Here is a 21,324-nt window from a genome sequence, read left to right on the forward strand (position 1 = left end):
TGTCGAAAATCCTGCTGATGACGGGCGAGGGAGCATCTCTTACAGAAAAAGAGTTCCCATGGCAAAAGAATGGAATTTTATTGCCTTGAAGGGGCGTGTTTCATTGCATTGATTACATAAGGCAGATGCCGGGCGCATGAAACGGGACGTAATGTCTCGCCCCGCCGAGCGCCTGTCAGAACGCGGTGAAGGTCAGCGTTGTCAGCGATCGCGCAATGCCTGATATATCGAGCACGTTGGTGTTGATGAATTTGCCGATATCCTGATCTTCCGGAATGTAGATCTTGGCCAGAAGGTCGAACTCGCCGCTGGTCGAATAGAGCTCCGAGACGATTTCACGCTCGAACAGGGTTTTTGCAACTTCGTACGTCTTGCCGGGCGCGCATTGCAGTTGCAGAAAGACAGGCTTCATAAATTCCTCCGGAAGGCTGGGCGATTTTCAGTCAGCATAATTGCTGCGACGCTTCTTAGCCAGTTGTTCTCGTCTCGCAACTGCGATATATATCCCGCGTTCGCACAGGCTATCTGGGAGAGACCGGTAAAACCGGCGCCGATGGAGCAACCGCCCCGGAAACTCTCAGGCAAAAGGACCAGAATAGTCTAGAACATCTGGAGAGAGGCATGGCTTGAAAAGCCGTACCCACCGAAGGAGAAAGCCCTGCCCGGTTGCATGACCGGAAAAAGGCGCCGACGACACGGATGACAAACATCCGGCGGGCGCTCAAAGGGCCAAGCTCTCAGGTTCCGTGACAGATGGGGTTTCGTGCCGTTGTCAACGGCGAAACTGAAACCATGTGTTGCCTGAGGACCGTTTTATCATGACCCATATCGCCATTATCGGCGCCGGTATCACCGGCGTGACGACTGCCTATGCGCTTGCCCGCCAGGGCTATTCCGTCACCGTGTTCGACCGCAACCGCTACGCGGCCATGGAAACATCCTTCGCCAATGGCGGTCAGCTTTCCGCGTCCAATGCGGAGGTGTGGAACAGCTGGTCCACGGTGCTCAAAGGCATGAAGTGGATGCTGCGCAAGGATGCGCCGCTGCTGATGAACCCGAAACCCTCCTGGCACAAATATTCCTGGATGGCGGAATTCGTCATGAACATCCCGCACTACGAAGAAAATACCATCGCCACCACCAGGCTCGCCATTGAAGCGCGCAAGCGCATGTTCGAAATCGCTGCGGATGAAAAGATCGATTTCGACCTGGAAAAGCGCGGGATCCTGCACATTTACCGCTCGAAATACGGTTATGACCACGCCGTCAAGGTCAACAGGCTGCTGGAAGCCGGCGGTCTTGACCGGCGGGCCGTCACCAATGAAGAAATCCGCAGCATCGAACCGGCCTTGAACGGTTCCTTCTATGGCGGGTTCTTCACGCCATCCGATTCGACCGGCGATATCCACAAGTTCACCCGCGGCCTTGCCGCTGCCGCCATCCGCCATGGCGTGCGCTTCATTGGCGATGCCGACGTTGCCGAACTGAAGCACGGCGCCGACGGCGTGGTGGTTGCATGGAACAGGGCATCCGTTGCCGATGCCGGGACGGAGACGGAGCGTTTTGACGCCATCGTCATCTGCGCCGGTATTGCCAGCCGCAAATTTGCCGCCCAGCTCGGCGACCGCGTCAACATCTATCCGGTCAAGGGCTACTCGATCACCGTCAATCTGGATGATGCCGGGAGCCAGCAGTCAGCCCCATGGGTGAGCCTGCTCGACGATGATGCAAAGATCGTCACAAGCCGTCTTGGGGCGGGGCGCCTGCGCGTGGCCGGTACGGCCGAATACAATGGCGAAAACCGCGACATTCGCCACGACCGGGTCAAGCCGCTGGTCGACTGGAGCCGCGACCTGTTCCCGGGCATGGACACGTCCAACGTGGTGCCGTGGGCCGGCCTGCGCCCGATGATGCCGAACATGCTGCCGCGCGTCGGTGCAGGCAGGCGGCCCGGTGTGTTCTACAACACCGGCCATGGTCATCTCGGCTGGACACTGTCTGCCGCCACGGCTGAAATCGTCGCCGGGCACATCAGCGCTGCCATGCCCGTCGATGCCAGCCCGCAGGGCGGCTGGCTCGCCGCCGCAGAATAAAACCGGCTTGCACGCAAAGGAGCGCCGGTTGCCTCAGGTGCCCTTTTTATGGTGTTCGACCAGGTAGCGGGTGGCAAGCGCGATGTGCCGTGGAATGGGCTTATCCCTACGGAAATCGGCAATCAGGCGGCGTGAGACTTCAAGCGCCGCCGCCATGCCATCGAGGCTCATGCCAAGCTCATCCATGGCAGTTCTGAATTCCTGATTGTCGAATGTGACCGGGGGGAGGCGCGCAATCCACGCCGCTGAAAAATCCAGCTCATCCGTCCATTCGATCGCCTCGCCATATTCACTGACGCGCACGGTCCTGAACAGGCCGTCATTTTCCCGCAGTGGTATGTAGACACGGCGACTGGCAAAGGCGGGAGCAAGATCCACGATCTTCGTTTCACCCGAGCGCCATGTGACGGCAACCTTACGCCCATCCAGCGGAACAACGTCTCTGATGCGGGGTAGCGGCAACCCGACATTGATGATGTCATCGTTCTCTAAGTCTGTCCCACTCACGTTCGAGCCTTTCCTTGTTCTGCGAAGCTCACTGCAATGCCGTTTGACGAATGCTCGACGGTACCCAGCCGCCAATGGTGGACAATCTGAAATCCTGATGAGCGCTTGATAATCCGGGGTCACAACGTGGAAATGCGGCGGGTTATGATCGTCAGCAAACATCCGGATGAGTATTTTTCCAATTCTGGCAATGGTTGGCATTTCTAAAATGGCCTTCGATAAAATAGTGCACTATACGCACTTTGTCAATAAATAGTGCGCAGCGTGCACTTTAATGGTTGCGGCACTTGAAAACGTAAATGTGTCATTCAATGATGCGGGTGGAAATGGGTTTGGCTTCAGGCAAACTATTGCACGCGCCACATAAAAAGTGATTGGCGTTTAAATGCGCTTGTATCGCGGTTTTGTGGCGATATGGCCACTAATGCCGGGTTGCATGGCCGATCAGGTGCCATTGCGGGTTGGCCAGCTTTTCCCGGCATGTTATCGTTTTCTTAAGCTCGAAGGGCGAATTTTATCAATTGCAGGCAGCGTGCGCACGGTCCCTGCAGTGTATCCTTGTGTTTATTGATGTGTAGGGAATTTGCTGGTTGATGGACTTGAAGCGCCCACAGGCCAGTTGTTTCGGTGCCGCATTGCTGGCCCTTACGGCCCTTGTCTCGCCTGCCCAGGCCTTTGATCTTTTCGGCGTTCATCTCTGGGGTGCCAAGAAGGAGGACGATGCGGATTCGGTCATCGCCGACCCGCAGAGATACACGGTTGAAACCGCTGCTTCGACAAGCGATGAAACCAAAGCGCTCGTGGAGGGCGCGTCGAGCCTGTTTGCCGACAAGGACAAGCCTGCGTCCGGTGCGGCGGGACTGCTCGCCAAGGCGCGCGGAGACTACCGCCGCATACTTGGCGCGCTCTATGCGGACGGCCGCTATGGCGGCACCATCAGCATTCAGGTCGACGGCAAGGAGGCGAGTGATGTTCCGCCGGATGCCGTGCTGTCCAAGCCGGCCAAGGTGGTCATTTCAGTCGATCCCGGATCGCAATTCTTGTTTGCGTCGGCCCGGGTCAAGAACATGGCGCCGCCGACGCTCGACCCGAAGGACTTTGTCGAAAGCCCGGAGAAACAGGGCTACATCGCTGGCGAGATTGCCCGCTCGACAGCCATCGTCAAAGCCGAGCGGCTGGTGGTTGATGCCTGGCGCCAGCAGGGGCATCCAAAAGCCAGGATTGTCAGCCGGGAAGTCATTGCCGACCACGAGACCAACCGGGTTGACGCGACCATCGATGCCGATCCCGGCGCCAAGGCCGGTTTTGGGCCGGTGCAGGTCAAGGGCACCGAGCGCATGGACCCGGAATTCGTGGCGTTCATCACCGGCCTGCAGCCGGGACAGGAATACGATCCCGACGAAATCGAGAGAGCCAAGAAACGGCTGTCGCGCCTCGAAGTCTTCCGCTCGGCGCGGATCGAGGAAGGCGATGCCATCGGCAGCGACGGCCTGCTGCCGATCACCGTGGCGGTGCAGGAACAGAAGCTGCGCCGCTTCGGCGTTGGCGGCAGCTATTCGACGCTGGACGGTCTCGGTCTCGAGACATACTGGCTGCACCGCAACCTCTTCGGCCGGGCGGAACGGCTGCGCATTGACGCCAAGATCGGCGGCATTGGCAGTCAGTCCTACGATCCCTCGGAATATAGCTATCTGCTGGGTGCAAGTTTCACCAAGCCCGGCGTCTATACGCCTGATACCGATTTCATCGCCTCGCTGATTGGCGAGCGCAAGGTGCTCGACGCCTACACGCAGACATCGATTACGGCCGATGCCGGTTTCACCCAGATTTTCTCCGATGAACTCTCGGGCAGGCTTACTGCCAATGTTTCCAAATCGCAGTTCAAGGACGATTTCTTCGGCACGCGCGATTTTCTCACCGTCGGTCTGCTGGGCGGCCTCACCTATGACAGCCGCAACAGCAAGGTCGATCCGGCGCGCGGCTATTTTCTGGAAGGGGTGCTGTCGCCGTTCTACGAGATCGAGCATGGCAACTTCGCCACCAAGTTCACGGCGGAGGGCCGCACCTATTTCGGCTTCGGTAAGGACGACCGGTTCGTGCTCGCCAGCCGCCTGAAACTCGGCACGATTGTCGGCGCAGAAATTGCCGAACTGCCCTCGGACCAGCTGTTCTTTGCCGGTGGCGGCGGTTCGGTGCGCGGTTACGCCTATCGCAACATCGGCGTCAATGTCGAGCGCAACGGCACAAGCTATGTGATCGGCGGGCGGTCGCTGGTCGAGGGATCCGTGGAGGCGCGCGCCAAGATCACAAACACCATCGGTGCCGTCGGCTTTGTCGATGCGGGCTATGTGGGTGAAGAGTCTTTCCCCGATTTTGCCCAGCAGTTGCGTGTGGGCGTTGGCGCCGGCATTCGTTACAATACGGGCCTTGGCCCGATCCGCCTCGATGTGGCCATGCCGCTCGACCGGCGGACAAACGACCCGAGTTTTGCATTCTACGTTGGTATAGGACAGGCGTTTTGACCCGGATTTTCGCAGTCATATTCCTTCTGCTTTTTGCAGCACCGGCTTTGGCGCAGGATAGCGCCGAGGCGGAAAAGTCCTATTTCCTCAGCTTCGTCGAGGAACAGCTGTCGACGCCCAATCGCCAGATTTCCATTTCCGACATTCAGGGCGTCCTGTCGTCGGAAGCCAATATCGGCAGCATCACCATTGCCGACCGTGAAGGAATCTGGCTGCGCGTTACCAATGCGAAAATTGTCTGGAGCCGTCTGGCGTTGCTGCGCGGGCGTCTGGATATCAACAGCCTCGGCGCGGAGCGCATCGATGTCATCCGCAAGCCGCTGCCGGACACCAGCAGCCTGCCTTCACCCGAAGCCAAGGGTTTCAGCCTGCCGGAGTTGCCGCTTGCGGTCATCCTGCAGGATTTGCAGGTGGGACGCATTGCCTTTGGCGACAGTATTTTCGGGCTGAAGTCGGAAATCTCTCTGGCCGGCAGCCTGACGCTCGATAGCGGCTCCCTGGATTCGAACCTCAAGGTGCAGCGTCTTGATGGCCCGGGCGGCACCTTTGCGATCAAGGCGGCCTATGCCAAGGAAAGCCAGAAGCTCGATCTGGATCTGTCGCTCAATGAACCGCAGAACGGTATTGCCGCCAATCTTCTCAATATTGAAGGCAGGCCGCCGGTCGCACTTTCGCTGAAGGGATCGGGCCCGCTCAGCGATATTGCCTTGCAGCTGACGCTCGATGCCGCCGGCAAGCGCGTTCTCACCGGCAGCACGCAGATCAACCGTCAGGGCGAGGGACTTGCGTTCAAGACAACCGTCGATGGCGCGATCGCCATGCTGGTTCCGCCGCTCTTCCGTGATTTCTTCGGCAACGATACAGCGCTCGCGGTCAATGGCGTGGTGCGCGATGCCGGCGGTGTTTCGCTTGACCGGTTGAACATCAAGAGCGCTGCTCTTGCGGTCGATGCGACAGCCGATACAACCAATGATGGATTTTTGCGCCGCCTGAAGGTGGATGCCTCGATTGCCGATCCCAGCGGTAAGAAGGTCATTCTGCCGGTTGCGGGCGGCCAGACAACCGTCGACAAGGCCGTACTGGCCGTTGCCTTCGGGGCAAGTGCCGGCAATGACTGGTCGAGCACGCTTGACGTCACCAACCTCACCACCAACAATTTTGCTGCCAAAACGGTCAATCTCGTTGCCAAAGGCCTGGCGGAAAATCTCGACAACCCGGCCGCCCGTTCCCTGAGCTATGATGTGAACGGCAATGTCTCCGGCATCACGGCCAAGCGCGCCGATATCGCCAAGGCACTGGGCGACCTGATCCAGTTGAAGATCAACGGCGACTGGAAGGCCGGTACGCCGGTCAATCTCAAACAGGCGCTGGTTGCCGCCAACGGCTTCAGCACGGCGCTGGCTGGCACCATCGACAAGTTCATCTATAACGGCGACATCCTGGTCAAGGCGTCGAGCATCGCACCGTTTTCCGAACTTGCCGGACGCGATCTCGCCGGCGCGCTCGATCTGAAGGCCAATGGTGCTGTCGAAGCGCTGACGGGTGGCTTCAATCTGATGCTGGATGGCCATGCAACCGGCATGACGCTTGGCATTGATGCGGCGGATCGCGTGCTTGAGGGCGAAACGCGCATCACCGGCGGCCTTGCGCGCGGTGAAGCGGGCCTCAGCGCCAGGAACTTCCGGGTCGAAAACCCGCAGACGCTGGTCACGGCCAATGGCACCTTTGCCACAGGCGCCGCCAATTTCGATTTCGGTCTCGATCTCACCAACCTCGCGCTCCTGTCGGAAAAGACCAGCGGGGCGCTCAAGGTCAAGGGCAGCGCGCGCGGCAGCGACGGCATCATCGCTCTTGCCTTCAATGCCGGGGTTCCGGATGGCAAGCTCTCCGGGCGCAAGCTCAGCGAAGGCGCGTTCTCCTTCAACGGGCTTCTGCTCAAGGATGCGCTGGACGGCAAAGTGTCCGGTCTGGCGTTCCTCGACGGCGTGCGGGCCGATCTTGCCACCGAACTTGCCCTGCGCAAGGACGAAAAACGCCTGAGCAATATCCAGTTCATTGCCGGTGGCACACGGCTGCGCGGTGATGTCACCCAGGACAAGAAGGGGCTGCTTCAGGGCAACCTGATCCTCGCTTCCAGCGACGTGTCGACGGCCGCAGCCTTGTTCCTCGTGGAGGCGACTGGCAAGGCGAATGCCGCCATTGCGCTGAGCCATGATGACGAGAGCCAGAATATCGACATCAAAGGCGATATTGACGGGTTGAAGGCCAACAATGTCATCGTCGGCAAGGCGGCGGTTGCACTGGCCGCCCAGAACATCTTCAAGGTTCCGTCCGCCAACGGCACGATCACGGCCACCACGGTTTCGGCCGGTGGTGTCGATATTTCGACCCTCGATGCCCAGGCGGCGCAGCAGGGCAAGACCACCGATTTCAAGCTGAACGCCGCGCTGAAAAATGGTGCGAAGACATCCGTTGGCGGTTCGCTCGAACCGACGGAAAAGGGCTTTCTCCTGTCGCTCGCCAATGCGGATCTGACCCGTGGCGCGCTTACCGCCCGGCTGGTCCAGCCGGCCGCCATCAATGTCGCCGGCAGCAATGTTTCCTTCGGTGATATCATTCTGGATATCGGCAAGGGCAAGGTCACGATCCGCGGCGATGTCGCCGAGAAGCTGGACCTCGCCGTTGCCATCGAAAAGCTGCCGCTCGATGTCGCCAATGCGGTCAAGCCCGATCTGGGACTGGGCGGTGAAATCAACGGCACCGCCAGGATTGGCGGCACGCGCGACAAGCCCGACGTGAACTTCAATATGCAGGCCCGCGCGATCACCGCCGCCGTACTGAAAAAGGCTGGACTGGACGGCCTCAATCTGGACGCCAAGGGCACATCGACCACCGATCAGCTCAATGTCGATGCGCGCCTGACTGGCGCCAACGGGCTCGATGCATCGGCCAAAGGCTCGGTTCCACTGACGCCGGGACAGCTTGCCGTCGATCTGACGCTCGGCAACCTGCCGTTGCGCGCTCTGAATGGCGTCGTCAAGGATCAGAACCTGGCAGGCAATATCACCGGCAGGGGCCGCATCACCGGCACGGTGCAGAAGCCCAATGCCGAATTTGACCTGAAGGGGGCGGGCCTGTCCGCCAAGCCTTTGCAGGACGCCGGTCTGTCGCCGTTGCAGCTGACCGCCGCCGGCCGCTTTGCCAATGATACGCTGACCCTGACGTCGGCCAAGGCTGACGGGCCGCAGGGTTTCACCGTGTCGGCCAATGGCAATGTGCCGGTTTCCGGAAACGGGCTTGGCATCAATGTAACGGGCAATATCCCTTTGTCCCTGGCCAACCGCTTCCTGGCCGATCGCGGCACGCAGGCAAAGGGCAATATTGACGTCACCGCATCCGTCTCCGGCAGCTTCCAGCAGCCGCTGATCCGCGGCATGTTCTCGGCCAATGGTGCCGAAGTGGTCGATCCGGAAACCAATCTGCGGCTGCAGCGCATTACCCTGCTTGGCAGCATGGAAGGACAGACCGTCACCATCCGCACGCTCAATGCCGGGCTTTCCACCGGCGGTACTGTCAGCGCCACGGGCACCATCTCCACCGATGCAGCGGCCAATTTCCCCGCCAACATCCAGATCAAGCTCGACAAGGCCCGCTATGCCGACGGCAATCTTGTCGTTGCCACGCTGACCGGTGCGCTCGGCGTCAACGGTCCCTTGACGCGCGATCCCGTGATTGCCGGCAACATCAATGTTGACCGTGCGGAAATCAGCGTTCCGGAAAGCTTTGGCGGTTCGTCGGCGGTCATCGACGTCAAGCACAAGAAGACGCCGAAGGCCGTCGCCACGACGCTGAAGCGCGCCAAGGCCGACCAGCCCGCCACGGCAACACCCACCGCACGGCCCAGTGTGGTGCGGCTCGATATCAATGTGACAGCGCCCAACAAGATCTTCGTGCGCGGCCGGGGGCTGGATACGGAAATCGGCGGCTCGGTGCGGCTGACTGGCCCCGCAACCGATATCCAGCCGGTCGGTGCGTTCGATCTGGTACGCGGGCGCCTTGAGATTCTCGGGCAGCGTATCACCTTCACCGAAGGGCAGGTCACGCTGGTCGGGGATCTCAACCCGGAACTCAATTTCGTCGCGAGCACCCAGAGCAGCGACATTACGGTCAATGTCACGGTCAAGGGGCGGGTATCCGATCTGCAGATCGCGTTCTCGTCGCAGCCGGAATTGCCGCAGGACGAGGTCCTTGCCCGCCTGATCTTCAACCGCTCCATCAGCGAATTGTCGCCATTGCAGATTGCGCGGCTGGCTGCCGCCGCGGCCGAACTGGCCGGCGGATCGAACTCATCCCTGCTCGACAGCCTGCGCAAGGGCACTGGCCTCGACGATCTCGATGTGACGACGGACAGCGAAGGCAATGCCGGCGTCAAGGCCGGGCGCTATATCCGCGACAATGTCTATCTTGGCGTGGAAGCGGGTGCCGGCGGCAAGACCAAGGGCACGATCAATCTCGACGTGACGCCGCAGCTGAAGGCCAAGGGCTCCGTCGGCAGCGATGGTGACTCCGGCGCCGGTGTGTTCTTCGAAAGAGATTATTGAGCGGTGCTGCGGGGACGGAGGGGAATATCCTCCTCCGTCTCAGGTCCTTGGCGGAAGCACGGGCAACGGTTCTGCACGGCCGACCACAAAGGCATAGGTGAAAGCGCCGACCACCGCCATGAAGGCTGCCATGGCGAAGGAGGGCGTATAGTTGCCGTGGAAGCGGTCAAGCAGTGCGCCGAACAGGAACGGGCTGATAATGCCGGCAATGTTCGAGGCAAAATTCTGGATACCGCCGATGGATGCGACGTGATGGGAACTGGGCGCCACATCGGCGGGCAGGGACCAGATGGCCGTGGCGGCTACGGCGAGGCTGCTGTAGGAAATCGCCAGGAAGATGAGTGCCATGTAAAGCGATGATACCAATGCCGCCGGGAGAATGGCCGCGCCGCCCAGCAGGCCTCCAACCATGATGAGCTTGCGAATGGCCGTGACGTCGGCACCGCCACGGATCGCCCGGTCCGCCCAGGCGCCTGCGCTCCATGCGGCGACCACCGCGGTCAGACCCGGAATCATGCCGAATGTACCAAGCTCCGCCAGGTTGAGGCCGCGTGCATTCTTCAGATAGTCCGGAAACCAGGTGAGGAAGAAATAGATGACGAAGTTCAGGCAGAAAAATCCGATCATCATGCCCCAGATGGTGCGGTAGCGGAAAAGGTCGATCCAGCGAATCTTGACCGCTTCCGCATCATCGGTTGCGTCGGTGCGTCCGCCATTGTCGGTGATGTACTGACGCTCGAGATCATTGGCGCCGGTGTGTTCGGCCGGATCGCGGTACATGACATACCAGAAGAAGGCCCAGACAAGGCCGAGTGCGCCGAGGATGGCAAAGGAATAATGCCAGGTGGTCAGGGCGATAATTCCCGTAACGATCGGCAAGGCAAGCACCGTGCCGACACGCGAACCGGAATCGATCACTGCGGTGGCGAAGGCCCGCTCGCTCTTCGGGAACCAGCGGGAGGCTGCCTTGGTTGCGCTGGGATAGGCGGGGGCTTCCCCGGCGCCCAGGGCAAAACGCACGGCAAAAAATCCCCAAAAACTGGTGGCAAGTGGTGTCAGCGCCGTAAAGATCGACCACCACACGGCTGCTATGGTGAATGAACGGCGCGAACCGACCTTGTCGGTGAACCAGCCGGCGATGAGCATCATCCCGTCATAGGCCCAGAAGAAGGCGCCGAAGATCAGACCCTTTTCCGCATTGGTCAGCTGAAGATTGAGTTCGGCATCGATATAGGGCAGTGCCACGCTCAGATTGGCCCGGTCGAGGTAATTCATCGTTATGCCGAGAAAGCACATGGCAAGAATGATGTAGCGGACCTTGCTGGCGCCAGCCGGCGCCTTTTGCGGCGGGTGGGCGGATGACGTTGCGATGCTCATGAATGGACCTCCCAGTACCGTTCGGACGCTGTGCAACGCCCATGGAACCGCGCCGTCATCCGGCGCGATGATTCTCATAGTAAGGAAAACCGGCTCCTTGTCAGCCCTGAACGACGGTCTGCCTCTGCTCGCCCAGCCCCTCGATGCCCAGTGTCATGACATCTCCGGCCTTCAGGAAGATATTGGGTTTCTGGCCAAGGCCGACACCGGGTGGCGTGCCGGTCGAGACGATGTCGCCGGGATGCAGGCTCATGAACTGCGACAGGTAGGAAACGAGATATTTGACGCCATAGACCATCGTTTCGGTCGAGCCGTTCTGATAGCGGTGACCATTGACCTCCAGCCACATTTTCAGCTTCTGCGGATCAGCCACTTCATCCTTCGTCACCAGCCACGGGCCGGTGGGACCGAATGTGTCGCAGCTTTTGCCCTTGGTCCACTGCCCCTGGCGTTCGGCCTGGAAGGCCCGCTCCGACACGTCGTTGATCAGGCAATAACCCGCCACATGGTCGAGCGCCTCGTCTTCGCTGACATATTTGGCGTGCTTGCCGATGACCACGCCGAGCTCGACTTCCCAGTCAGTCTTCAGCGAGCCGCGCGGAATTTCCACATCGTCATTCGGGCCGACAATGGCCGAGGTCGCCTTCATGAAGATGATCGGCTCCGGCGGCACGGTTGCGCCGGTTTCCGCCGCATGGTCGGAATAGTTGAGGCCGATGCAGATGAACTTGCCGGTTCCCGCGACGCAGGGACCATAACGGTCGACTGTGACCTCGGGCAGCGACGCCGGATCAATGCCTGCGAGCTTGTTCAATCCTGCAGGCGAAATCGCTTCGCCGGCAATATCCCCGACGTGTCCGGAGAGATCACGGACCTTGCCATCCTTGTCGACAAGCCCCGGCTTTTCCTGACCGGCAGGACCGTAACGCACGAGTTTCATGGAGTAACCTTTCTGATTGGGAGGGGATCAATAGGTGGCGCGGCCACCGGAAATGTCGAAAACGGCACCCGTCGTGAACGAGCATTCCTCGCTGGCGATCCAGCTGATCAGGGATGCTAGTTCATCGACGGTGCCAAACCGCTGCATGGGTATTTTCGACAGCATGTAGTCGATGAATTCGGGTTTGAGCTGCTGGAGGATCGGCGTATCGACGGTGGCTGGCGTAATGGCATTGACGGTAATGCCGTCATGCACCAGCTCCTTGCCGAGCGATTTCGTCAGGCCGATCACCGCCGCCTTCGACGCGCTGTAGGCCGAGGCGTTCGGATTGCCTTCCTTGCCGGCAATGGACGCAACATTGACGATGCGGCCATAGCCATTCTTCTGCATGAACGGCACGACGAAGCGGTTGCAGTAGAACAGGCCGTTGAGGTTGATATCGAACACCCGTTTCCACTGATCGATCGGATAATCCGCCACCTTGGCGTTCGGCCCGGTGATCCCGGCCGAACAGATGAGGATATCGATCCTGCCGGCGCTGGCGGCGGTGTCCTGCGCCGCCTTTTCCACCTGCACCGGGTCTGAAACATCGAGCGCCAGCCCATGCGCGCCCTCACCGAGCCTGGCTTTTGCTTCCTCGATCCGTGCTGCATCGACGTCCCAGAGGCTGACCGTGCCGCCCTCCGACACGATCCGCTCCGCCGTCCTGTAGCCTATGCCGGAAGCACCGCCGGAAATGACCGCATGCCGCCCCTCATAGCGCCTGATGGTGTTCGCCATGTTCCCTCCCGAACGGTTGGCCTCAGTGATTGTCGCGCGGCAGTCCCTTGGTCTGGGCAATGCGCTGGAAATCGACCGCCGGTTTCAGGACCATGCCTTGCGCCAGCTGATCGACCATGCCGCGCTGGATTTCCTGCCATGGCGTCTGGCTGGCCGGATATTTGTAGCCGCCCGCCGCCAAAAGGTCGTCCCGGCGCTTCTGCAGTTCCTCGTCATCGATGAGGATGTTGGCGGTGCCTTTCCGCAGGTCGATGCGCAGGTGGTCGCCGGAGCGCACCAGTGCCAGGCCGCCATTGACCGCCGCCTCGGGCGAAGCATTGAGGATGGACGGCGAACCTGACGTGCCGGACTGCCGGCCGTCGCCAAGGCATGGCAGCGCATGGATGCCTTTCTTCAGCAGATAGCCTGGAGGCTGCATGTTGACGACCTCAGCCGCGCCGGGATAGCCGATGGGGCCGGTACCGCGCATGATCAGGATGCTGTTCTCGTCAAGGCCGAGTTTCGGATCGTCGATCCGCGCATGGTAATCTTCCGGGCCATCGAACACTTCCGCGATGCCTTCGAACGCTTCCGGATCGTCCGGATCGGAAAGATAGCGCTCGCGGAATTCGTCGGAAATCACGCTGGTTTTCATGATGGCGCTGTCGAAGAGGTTGCCCTTGAGATTGATGAATCCGGCCTTCTTCTTCAGCGGTGTCTCATAGGGACGAATGACGTCGGTGTTGAGATTTTCCACGCCCTCGCAATTGGTGCCGATGCTCTTGCCGTTGACCGTAAGCGCCGATGGATGCGGCAGTCGCTTCGCCTTGAGCAGTTCCGCCACGACGGCAGGCACGCCGCCTGCGCGGTGGTAATCCTCGCCTAGATATTCCCCTGCAGGCTGCAGGTTGACCAGCAGCGGCACGTCATGACCGATGGTCTGCCAGTCATCATTGTCGAGCGCGATATCGAGGTGGCGGGCAATCGCGTTCAGATGGATGGGCGCATTGGTCGAACCGCCGATGGCCGAGTTGATGACGATCGCATTCTCGAAGGCTTCGCGCGTCATGATATCGGAAGGCTTCAGGTCTTCGCGCACCATGTCGACAATGCGCTTGCCGGTATCATAGGCGATCTGGCCGCGTTCACGGTACGGTGCCGGGATGGCAGCGCCGCCGGGCAGTTCCATGCCGAGTCCTTCGGCCAGCGAATTCATCGTGGTGGCGGTACCCATGGTGTTGCAATAGCCGACGGATGGTGCCGACGACGCCACGATATCCATGAACTCGTCGTAGTTGATTTCGCCTGAAGTCAGCTTTTCGCGCGATTTCCAGACGATGGTGCCGGAGCCGGTGCGCTCGCCGCGGTGCCAGCCGTTCAGCATGGGCCCGACGGAGAGGGCGATGGCGGGAATGTTCACCGTGGCGGCACCCATCAGCATGGCCGGTGTGGTCTTGTCGCAGCCGATGGTCAGCACGACGCCGTCAAGCGGATAACCGAAGAGGACTTCCACCAGCCCGAGATAGGCAAGGTTGCGGTCGAGCGCCGCGCCGGGACGCTTGCCAGTTTCCTGAATGGGATGAACCGGAAACTCGAAAGGGATACCGCCCGCCGCGATGATACCGTCGCGCACCCGCTTGGCCAATTCGATGTGATGGCGGTTGCAGGGCGAAAGGTCCGAGCCGGTCTGGGCGATGCCGATGATCGGCTTGCCCGACTGCAATTCCGCCCGCGTCAGGCCGTAGTTGAGATAGCGCTCGAGATAGAGCGCCGTCATCCCCGGGTTGTCAGGATTGTCGAACCATTCCTGCGAGCGAAGCTTTTTCGGGGTTTTGTTGGTGGTCATGAAAGCAACTCCTGGATGGGGGCACGCCCCAATTACTCTTTGACCGCGCCGGTCATCGAGGACACGTAATAATCGACAAAGAATGAGTAGAGGATGACGACGGGCAGCGAGCCAAACAGCGCTCCTGCCATCAGCGAACCCCACTCGAAAACATCCCCTCGCACCAGCTCCGTCAGGACACCGACCGGGACAGTCTTGTTCTCCGAGGATTGGATAAAGGTCAGCGCATAGATGAACTCATTCCACGACAAAGTGAAGGCGAAAATGCCGGCTGAGATCAGTCCTGGCACCGCCAGCGGCAATATGACCCTGACGAGGATTTGCCAGCGCGATGCCCCGTCCACCAGCGCGCTTTCTTCGAGCTCGAACGGGATCGAACGGAAGTAGCCCATGAGCAGCCAGGTGCAGAACGGAATGAGGAAAGTGGGGTAGGTGAAGATCAGCGCCAGCTTGCTGTCATAGATGCCGAACTTGAAGACGATCACCGCCAGCGGGATGAACAGGATGGAAGGTGGCACGAGGTAGGCAAGGAAGATCAGGAGCCCGACGGAACGCGAGCCCTTGAAGCGGATGCGCTCGATGGCATAGGCGGCAAAGACCGAGGCTGCAAGCGCCAGCACGGTCGCGCAGACCGAGACGACGAGCGTGTTCCACAGCCAGCCGGGATAGGAGGTCTCGAACAGGAGGTATTTGATATGGTCGAGTGTCGGCCCGACCACCCAGAACGGGCTGTAATTGTTGTAGTCCGTCAACTGCGAGTTGGGTTTTACCGCCGTGATTGCCATCCAGTAGAACGGGAACAGCAACACGATGATGAAAACGGCCAGCGGCAGATAAAGCACGACGATGCGCCGCGGCAGCCGGTTGAGATAGCTCATGCCCTGCGCGTCGTCGGTGAGTGGCGCCGTGGCGGTCTGTTCGGAAATGCTCATGGTCGTTCTCCCCCCTTAATCCTGTCCGCCCTGCTGCCATTTCCGGCGCTGCAGGCCGAAGAATGAGAACAGGATCGAGGCGAGCAGGAACGGGATCATGGCGACGGCAATCGCCGCGCCTTCGCCGAGCTGCCCGCCCGGGATGCCCCGCTGGAATGAAAGCGTGGCCATGAGGTGGGTGGCATTGACCGGCCCGCCCTTGGTCAGCACATAGATCAGCTGGAAATCGGTGAAGGTGAAGAGCACCGAGAAGGTCATGACCACGGCGATGATGGGGGTGAGCATGGGCAGGGTGATGAAGCGGAAGCGCTGCCAGCCGGTTGCGCCGTCGAGCGATGCCGCCTCGTGCAGCGATTGCGGAATGGTCTGCAGGCCGGCGAGCAGCGAAATGGCAACGAAGGGAATGCCGCGCCAGACATTGGCGGCGATGACCGATGCCCGCGCATTGTTGGGGTCACCGAGGAAGTTGATGGGCGTATCGATCAGGCCGAGCTTGATCAGCGACCAGGAAATGATCGAGAATTGCGCATCGTAAATCCACCAGAAAGCCAGCGCCGACAGCACCGTCGGGACAACCCAGGGCAACAGGATGATGGCGCGGAAGAATGACTTGAACGGCAGGTTTTCATTGAGGATCAGCGCCAGCCACAGGCCGAGCGCGAACTTCAGGACCGATGCGATAAAGGTGTAGAGAACCGTATTGTAGACCGTCATCCAGAACACGGAATCGTTGGCAAGCGCTATGTAATTGTCGAGACCGATGAACACCCCATCCCGGCCGATCTTGGCATCGGTGAAGCCAAGCCAGACACCAAGGCCGAGCGGATAGGTCAGGAAGCACAGCAGGAACACCGCCGCCGGCAACAGAAACATGAAACCCAGGAACGTATTGTTCCGGGTCAGCGCGCCGAGGGCTGAAGGTGGCTTTGTTGTTGCTGTCATAAGGAATACCCCCCTCTGGGCTGCCGCTCATATCCCCCACAAGGGGGGAGATCAGCCTTCACCGCTGCTTCAATCAGCTCTGAGCCACTGCGAGGTAAGCAAAAGTGCAGATGCCGATGTGATCTCCCCCCTTGTGGGGGAGATGTCCGGCAGGACAGAGGGGGGTGAAGAACATCACTCCCTTCACAGCATCCTGTATTCACGCTCTTTGTCATCCTGCCGGTCTCCACCCTTTGGCTAGACGTTGTAGTAACGGTTGGCGCGTTTTTCCGCCTGGGCGATGGCGTCTTCCGGCGTCATCTGCCCTGTCACGGCGGTGGCATACATGTCGACCAGCACATAGTCGGCCATCACGCCGGCCGATGCCGTTCCGAGCGGTCCGGCATAGCCGTTCGGCCGCAGGCTGCCCGATGCCTTGGCATAGGCCGCATGGATGGGGTTGGATGTCCACACGGGATTGGCCGCATATTCCTTCAGCGGCTGGCAGCAATAGGCACTGGCGCCTTCGATCCACGCATTCATGTTGTCGGCCTGATACATGAACTGCAGATAGGCCTTGGCGGCTTCCGGATATTTCGTGTGCTTGAAGATGGAGACGGTGGACGCCTGGTGCAGCTCGACCGACTGGCCGACCGGGCCGATGGGCAGATTGACCGAGCGCATGTCGTCGGCAATGGCCGCCATCGCCGGGTCCTTCTTAGCCGCATAATAGACGGACACGCCATTGGCGGTTAGGGAGATCTGTCCGGCCAGGAAGGCGCGGTTGTTGTTGACGTCCTGCCAGCTTTCCGTGCCGGGAATGAAGGTCTTGTAGAGTTCCTGCGCATATTTCACCGAGGCCAGCGTTTCCGGGCTGTTGATGACAACCTTGCCGCTTTCGTCGACCATCTTGCCGCCATGGCTCCACAGCAGCCAGTGCGCATAATTGTTGCCGTCGCCCACGGCCTTGCCGTGCGGGAAGCCCGCGGGCGTGCCCTTGGCGTGCATGGCCTTGCAGAGTTCGAGAAAGCCTGCCGTGTCCTTGGGGAATTCGCTGAAGCCGGCAGCCTTCATGTGGCTGTCGCGGTAGACGATGGCGTTGCCGATGGCGCAGAGCGGCAGGGCAATGAACTTGCCGTCACGTTTGGCGTAGCCTTCGAGACCCGGATACCAGCCGCCATGGGCGCCGCCGAGATAGGTGCCGAGTTCGCTGACATCGACCAGCTTGTCGGGATATTGATGCGGGTCGTCGAACCAGCTCATCACCATGTCCGGGCCCGAGCCGACATTGGCGGCGACGGCGGCCTTCGGGCGCACGTCCTCCCAGCTTTCCTTGTCGATGCGCACTTCAACGCCGGTGGCGTCGCTGAACTTCTTGGTATTGGCAAGCCATGCGGCTTCTTCTGCCGGCACGAACGGCACCCAGCGCAACAGGCGCAGTTTTGCACCCGCTTCCGGCTTGTAGGCGGGGGCGGCCTGGGCAAAGGCCGGGGTAAGGCCCAGCCGGTTCAACCCGGCAGCGGCCACAAGTCCGGCAGAAGCGCCGAGAAGATGTCGTCTGTTGATGGTCATGGATGCTCCTCCTTGGGGTTTCACAAGCATGTCCGGAACGTCTCCCGCTTCCGCCCATGCTTTCCGGGGGCTTATATGACCGGCACACGCTCCCCGACTGGCAGGTGCCGCTTGGTGGTTTTCAGACGAGGCGCTTGCCGCTCTCCGCGTCGAAGAGATACGTCGCCTCGGCGTGGATCGACAGGCCGACCGTCTCGCCCGGACGGGCATTGATGCGCTGGTGGAACACGCCGGTGATGTCGTCGCCGCCGATGCGCATGATCATCTGGGTTTCCGATCCGGTGGGCTCGATCACCACGACGTTTGCCGGAATGCCGCCATCGGCAATCGTCATGTGCTCGGGCCGCAGTCCGTAGATCAGGGCGCGTCCCCTGGCGCTTTCGGGTGCCTTGGCCACCGGCAGGACAACACCCTTCTCCGTCACGAATTTCAGCGCATCATTCGGGTCCAGCCTGCCCTTGATCATGTTCATGGCGGGTGAGCCGATGAAGCTGGCGACGAACAGATTGGCCGGCTGGTCATAGAGTTCGAGTGGCGCCCCGATCTGTTCGACGATGCCGTCATGCATGACAACGATCTTGTCGGCCATGGTCATGGCCTCGATCTGGTCATGCGTCACATAGACGGTGGTCGTCTTCAGCCGCTGGTGCAGTTCCTTGATTTCCGCGCGCATGGCGACGCGCAGTTTCGCATCGAGATTGGAGAGCGGCTCATCGAACAGGAATACCTGCGGATCGCGGACAATGGCGCGGCCCATCGCCACGCGCTGGCGCTGGCCGCCGGACAATTGCCGGGGAAAGCGGTCGAGCAGGTGGGTGAGGCCCAGAATTTCCGCTGCCGGTTTGACGCGCTTGTCGATCTCGGCCTTGGCGGCACCTTTCAGCGTCAGCGAAAAGGCCATGTTGTCGGCAACGGTCATGTGCGGATAGAGCGCAACGTTCTGGAACAACATGGCGATGTCGCGCTGCTTCGGCGCGAGACCATTGACCACCTGTCCGCCGATGCGGATTTCGCCGGCGGAAATATTCTCCAGCCCCGCCAGCATGCGCAGCAGCGTGGACTTGCCGCAGCCCGACGGCCCGACCAGAATGACGAACTCGCCATCGGCGATCTCGATATCAACCCCCTTGATAACCGGATGCGTCCCGAATGATTTTCTGACATTGGCGAATTCGACTGATGCCATGCCTGTTCCTCCCTGAAATGTGCCCAACGGTGCTTCTCCCAAAACACCGCGCGAAAATACTATCCCCGGCCGACCAGTGGCATTTTCGTCGCCATGACAGTCAGCGACAACACATTGGCCTCCAGCGGCAAGCCGGCCATGTAGACGACGGCATCGCCGATATAGTGCGCCGGTATGGTTGGCTCGCTTGCCGTCTCGCCGTTGGCCTGCAGCACGCCGCCCGCCATTTTCGACGTCATTTCGGTGGTGGCATTGCCGATATCGATCTGGCCGCAGGCAATGTCGAAGGGCCGCCCATCCAGCGCGGTCGACTTGGTCAGACCCGTGATGGCGTGTTTCGTCGCTGTATAGGGCGCTGAATTCGGCCGCGGCGTCGTTGCGGAAATCGAGCCATTGTTGATGATGCGCCCGCCGCGCGGCGTCTGCGCCTTCATCAGTTTCAGCGCCTGCTGCGTGCACAGGAATGCGCCGGTCAGATTGGCGCCGACAATGGCGTTCCACTGCTCGAACGTCACCTCTTCCATGGCAACATTCGGCACATTGATCCCGGCATTGTTGATCAGCAGGTCCAGCCGTCCATAGGCCGCCTTGACGGCTTCGAACAGTGCGGCGACGGATTTGGGATCGCTGACATCGGAGACAATGGGATTGACCGCTCCCTTGGTCTCGGCGGCCAGTGTCCTTGCTGCTTCATCGAGCACGTCCTTGCGCCGCCCGGTGATGACGACGGTCCAGCCGACACCGAGCAGTGCCACGGAAATCGCCTTGCCGACGCCCGTGCCGCCGCCGGTCACCAGTGCGATCTTGCCTCTGCCTGAATCCTGATAATTGCTCATAGTGTTCCGCCCAGTTCGTCTTCGATATGCGCCTTGATAATGTCGTCAAAGACGGTCTCCGCCTTGAACCCGAGCGCGGCCGCGCGCCGCGTGTCGAAATCCGTCGCCCAGCCTGCCACGATTTTCTGGATGGTCGCGTCCGGTTCGCGCCGGATCAGCTTGACCGCCTTTTCACCCGCCACGCGTTTCAGGGCTGCAATCTCTTCGCCGACGAGGGCGGAAAGGCCGGGCATTGAAAGGTTGCGGCGCGGCCCGACTTTTTCCAGGTCGAGCGTTGCCGCATGCACGAAAAAGCCGACCGCGGAGCGCGGGCTGGCGAACCAGTGCCGGACGCTCTCGTCCACGGGCAGAATGGCTTCCTGCCCCGCCAGCGGCTCGCGCAGGATATTGGAGAAGAACCCCGAAGCCGCTTTGTTCGGCTTGCCGGGGCGAATGCAGATGGTCGGCAGGCGAATGCCGATACCGTCGAAAAAGCCGCGGCGGCTGTAGTCGGACAGCAGCAGCTCGGAGATGGCCTTCTGCGTGCCGTAGCTGGTGAGCGGCGTGGTGAAGAACTCGTCGCCGATCTTGTCGGGAAAGGGCGTGCCGAACACGGCGATGGAGGAGGCGAAGACCACACGTGGACGATAAGGTGCCTTGGCGCTTTCCAGCCGGATCGCTTCAAACAGGAACCGCGTGCCGTCGAGATTGACCTTGTAGCCCTTTTCGAAATCCGCTTCCGCTTCACCGGAAACAATGGCCGCAAGATGAAAGATCAGGTCCGGGCGGCTGGCGATCAGTCCTTCAGCAACACCGGCATCGGAAAGGTCGGCCGCTTTTGTCGTGGAAATACCGGCGAGGGCGCGGGGCGCCACCGGCTCGATCACATCGACCAGCGTCAGCGTGTCGATGCCGCCGCCCAGGATACCCTCTTCAGCCGCGATCCTGTCCAGCAATTTGCGGCCCACCATCCCGGCGGCGCCAATGACCAGTACGTGCATATGCAATCAACCTCTTTGTCATGCGGGCAGATCGCCCGTTTTGTTCAAACGCTATGCGCGAGGGGGAACATGCGAGGTTCGCAGTGACACAGTGGCGCAAAGGCCATGCCAAGCCCCGTTGGGCCATGGCCAATCCCTGCAATACCTGCCGCTGAACTCAAGAACCGATCCTCCCAGAACGTCTTATTCTGCCAGACCTGGCGGGTCTTATGACAGCGCTAACACAAAGTTATGCACACTCACTAGCATTCA

General features: G+C 60.6%; 15 protein-coding genes, 1 pseudogene and 1 riboswitch. Of the genes and pseudogenes, 3 read left to right on the forward strand and 13 right to left on the reverse strand.

From position 1 onward, the window contains the following. Window positions 1-175: 175 nt before the first annotated feature. Window positions 176-412 carry an Lrp/AsnC ligand binding domain-containing protein gene (locus RDL77_RS16105; RefSeq protein ID WP_105733984.1) on the reverse strand — a complete coding sequence of 79 codons (237 nt, stop codon included), beginning with the start codon at window positions 410-412 and terminating at the stop codon, window positions 176-178. A gap of 104 nt (window positions 413-516) precedes the next feature. Continuing rightward, window positions 517-603, forward strand: a riboswitch (glycine riboswitch). Between the two features lie 215 nt (window positions 604-818). Between RDL77_RS16105 and RDL77_RS16110 the strand changes: the two genes are divergently transcribed. Beyond that, window positions 819-2,093 carry a D-amino acid dehydrogenase gene (locus RDL77_RS16110; protein ID WP_288193722.1) on the forward strand — a complete coding sequence of 425 codons (1,275 nt, stop codon included), beginning with the start codon at window positions 819-821 and terminating at the stop codon, window positions 2,091-2,093. Window positions 2,094-2,126: 33 nt separating this feature from the next. Here the strand turns inward: RDL77_RS16110 and RDL77_RS16115 are convergent, their stop codons facing one another. Continuing rightward, entirely contained in the window at window positions 2,127-2,600 is a 474-nt protein-coding gene (locus RDL77_RS16115; protein ID WP_288193745.1) for a DUF2442 domain-containing protein, read from the reverse strand. Between the two features lie 123 nt (window positions 2,601-2,723). Beyond that, a pseudogene (locus RDL77_RS16120) lies at window positions 2,724-2,801 on the reverse strand (DUF4160 domain-containing protein); the annotation flags it as partial. 434 nt (window positions 2,802-3,235) lie between these two features. On the opposite strand from RDL77_RS16120, the gene RDL77_RS16125 reads away from it, so the two are divergent. Then, a complete protein-coding gene (locus RDL77_RS16125) occupies window positions 3,236-5,122 on the forward strand; it encodes an autotransporter assembly complex family protein (RefSeq protein ID WP_374042733.1) in 1,887 nt (628 codons plus the stop codon). Further along, window positions 5,119-9,723: a translocation/assembly module TamB domain-containing protein gene (locus tag RDL77_RS16130; RefSeq protein WP_288193724.1), complete on the forward strand. Its 4,605-nt coding sequence runs from the start codon at window positions 5,119-5,121 to the stop codon at window positions 9,721-9,723. The genes RDL77_RS16125 and RDL77_RS16130 overlap by 4 nt, the downstream gene beginning before the upstream one ends. A 39-nt stretch (window positions 9,724-9,762) precedes the next feature. Here the strand turns inward: RDL77_RS16130 and RDL77_RS16135 are convergent, their stop codons facing one another. From RDL77_RS16135 to denD, 10 genes are all read right to left on the reverse strand, one after another. After that, window positions 9,763-11,100, reverse strand: coding sequence for an MFS transporter (locus RDL77_RS16135; RefSeq protein WP_223614098.1), 1,338 nt, complete (start codon window positions 11,098-11,100; stop codon window positions 9,763-9,765). Window positions 11,101-11,200: 100 nt separating this feature from the next. Then, window positions 11,201-12,040, reverse strand: coding sequence for a fumarylacetoacetate hydrolase family protein (locus RDL77_RS16140; RefSeq protein WP_288193725.1), 840 nt, complete (start codon window positions 12,038-12,040; stop codon window positions 11,201-11,203). 27 nt (window positions 12,041-12,067) lie between these two features. Next, window positions 12,068-12,820: an SDR family NAD(P)-dependent oxidoreductase gene (locus RDL77_RS16145; RefSeq protein WP_288193727.1), complete on the reverse strand. Its 753-nt coding sequence runs from the start codon at window positions 12,818-12,820 to the stop codon at window positions 12,068-12,070. Window positions 12,821-12,842: 22 nt separating this feature from the next. Further along, on the reverse strand, window positions 12,843-14,645 hold the full coding sequence (locus tag RDL77_RS16150; protein WP_223614101.1) for an IlvD/Edd family dehydratase: 1,803 nt from the start codon (window positions 14,643-14,645) through the stop codon (window positions 12,843-12,845). A 32-nt stretch (window positions 14,646-14,677) separates the two neighbouring features. Continuing rightward, window positions 14,678-15,577 (reverse strand): carbohydrate ABC transporter permease, encoded by a 900-nt coding sequence (locus RDL77_RS16155; RefSeq protein ID WP_288193729.1) that lies wholly within the window; start codon window positions 15,575-15,577, stop codon window positions 14,678-14,680. A 15-nt stretch (window positions 15,578-15,592) separates the two neighbouring features. Further along, entirely contained in the window at window positions 15,593-16,519 is a 927-nt protein-coding gene (locus RDL77_RS16160) for a carbohydrate ABC transporter permease (protein ID WP_223614103.1), read from the reverse strand. A gap of 237 nt (window positions 16,520-16,756) precedes the next feature. After that, window positions 16,757-18,070, reverse strand: a complete 1,314-nt coding sequence (locus tag RDL77_RS16165; protein WP_223614104.1) for an ABC transporter substrate-binding protein — start codon at window positions 18,068-18,070, stop codon at window positions 16,757-16,759. A 121-nt stretch (window positions 18,071-18,191) separates the two neighbouring features. Then, window positions 18,192-19,256 (reverse strand): ABC transporter ATP-binding protein, encoded by a 1,065-nt coding sequence (locus RDL77_RS16170; RefSeq protein WP_288193730.1) that lies wholly within the window; start codon window positions 19,254-19,256, stop codon window positions 18,192-18,194. Between the two features lie 59 nt (window positions 19,257-19,315). Next, the gene (locus RDL77_RS16175; RefSeq protein ID WP_288193731.1) at window positions 19,316-20,092 is read right to left on the reverse strand and encodes an SDR family oxidoreductase; all 777 of its coding nucleotides are present in this window, start codon (window positions 20,090-20,092) and stop codon (window positions 19,316-19,318) included. Continuing rightward, entirely contained in the window at window positions 20,089-21,072 is a 984-nt protein-coding gene (gene denD, locus RDL77_RS16180) for a D-erythronate dehydrogenase (RefSeq protein ID WP_288193732.1), read from the reverse strand. The genes RDL77_RS16175 and denD overlap by 4 nt, the downstream gene beginning before the upstream one ends. Window positions 21,073-21,324 lie beyond the last annotated feature (252 nt).

The organism is uncultured Phyllobacterium sp. (assembly GCF_902479695.1).
Classification (GTDB): domain Bacteria; phylum Pseudomonadota; class Alphaproteobacteria; order Rhizobiales; family Rhizobiaceae; genus Phyllobacterium; species Phyllobacterium calauticae.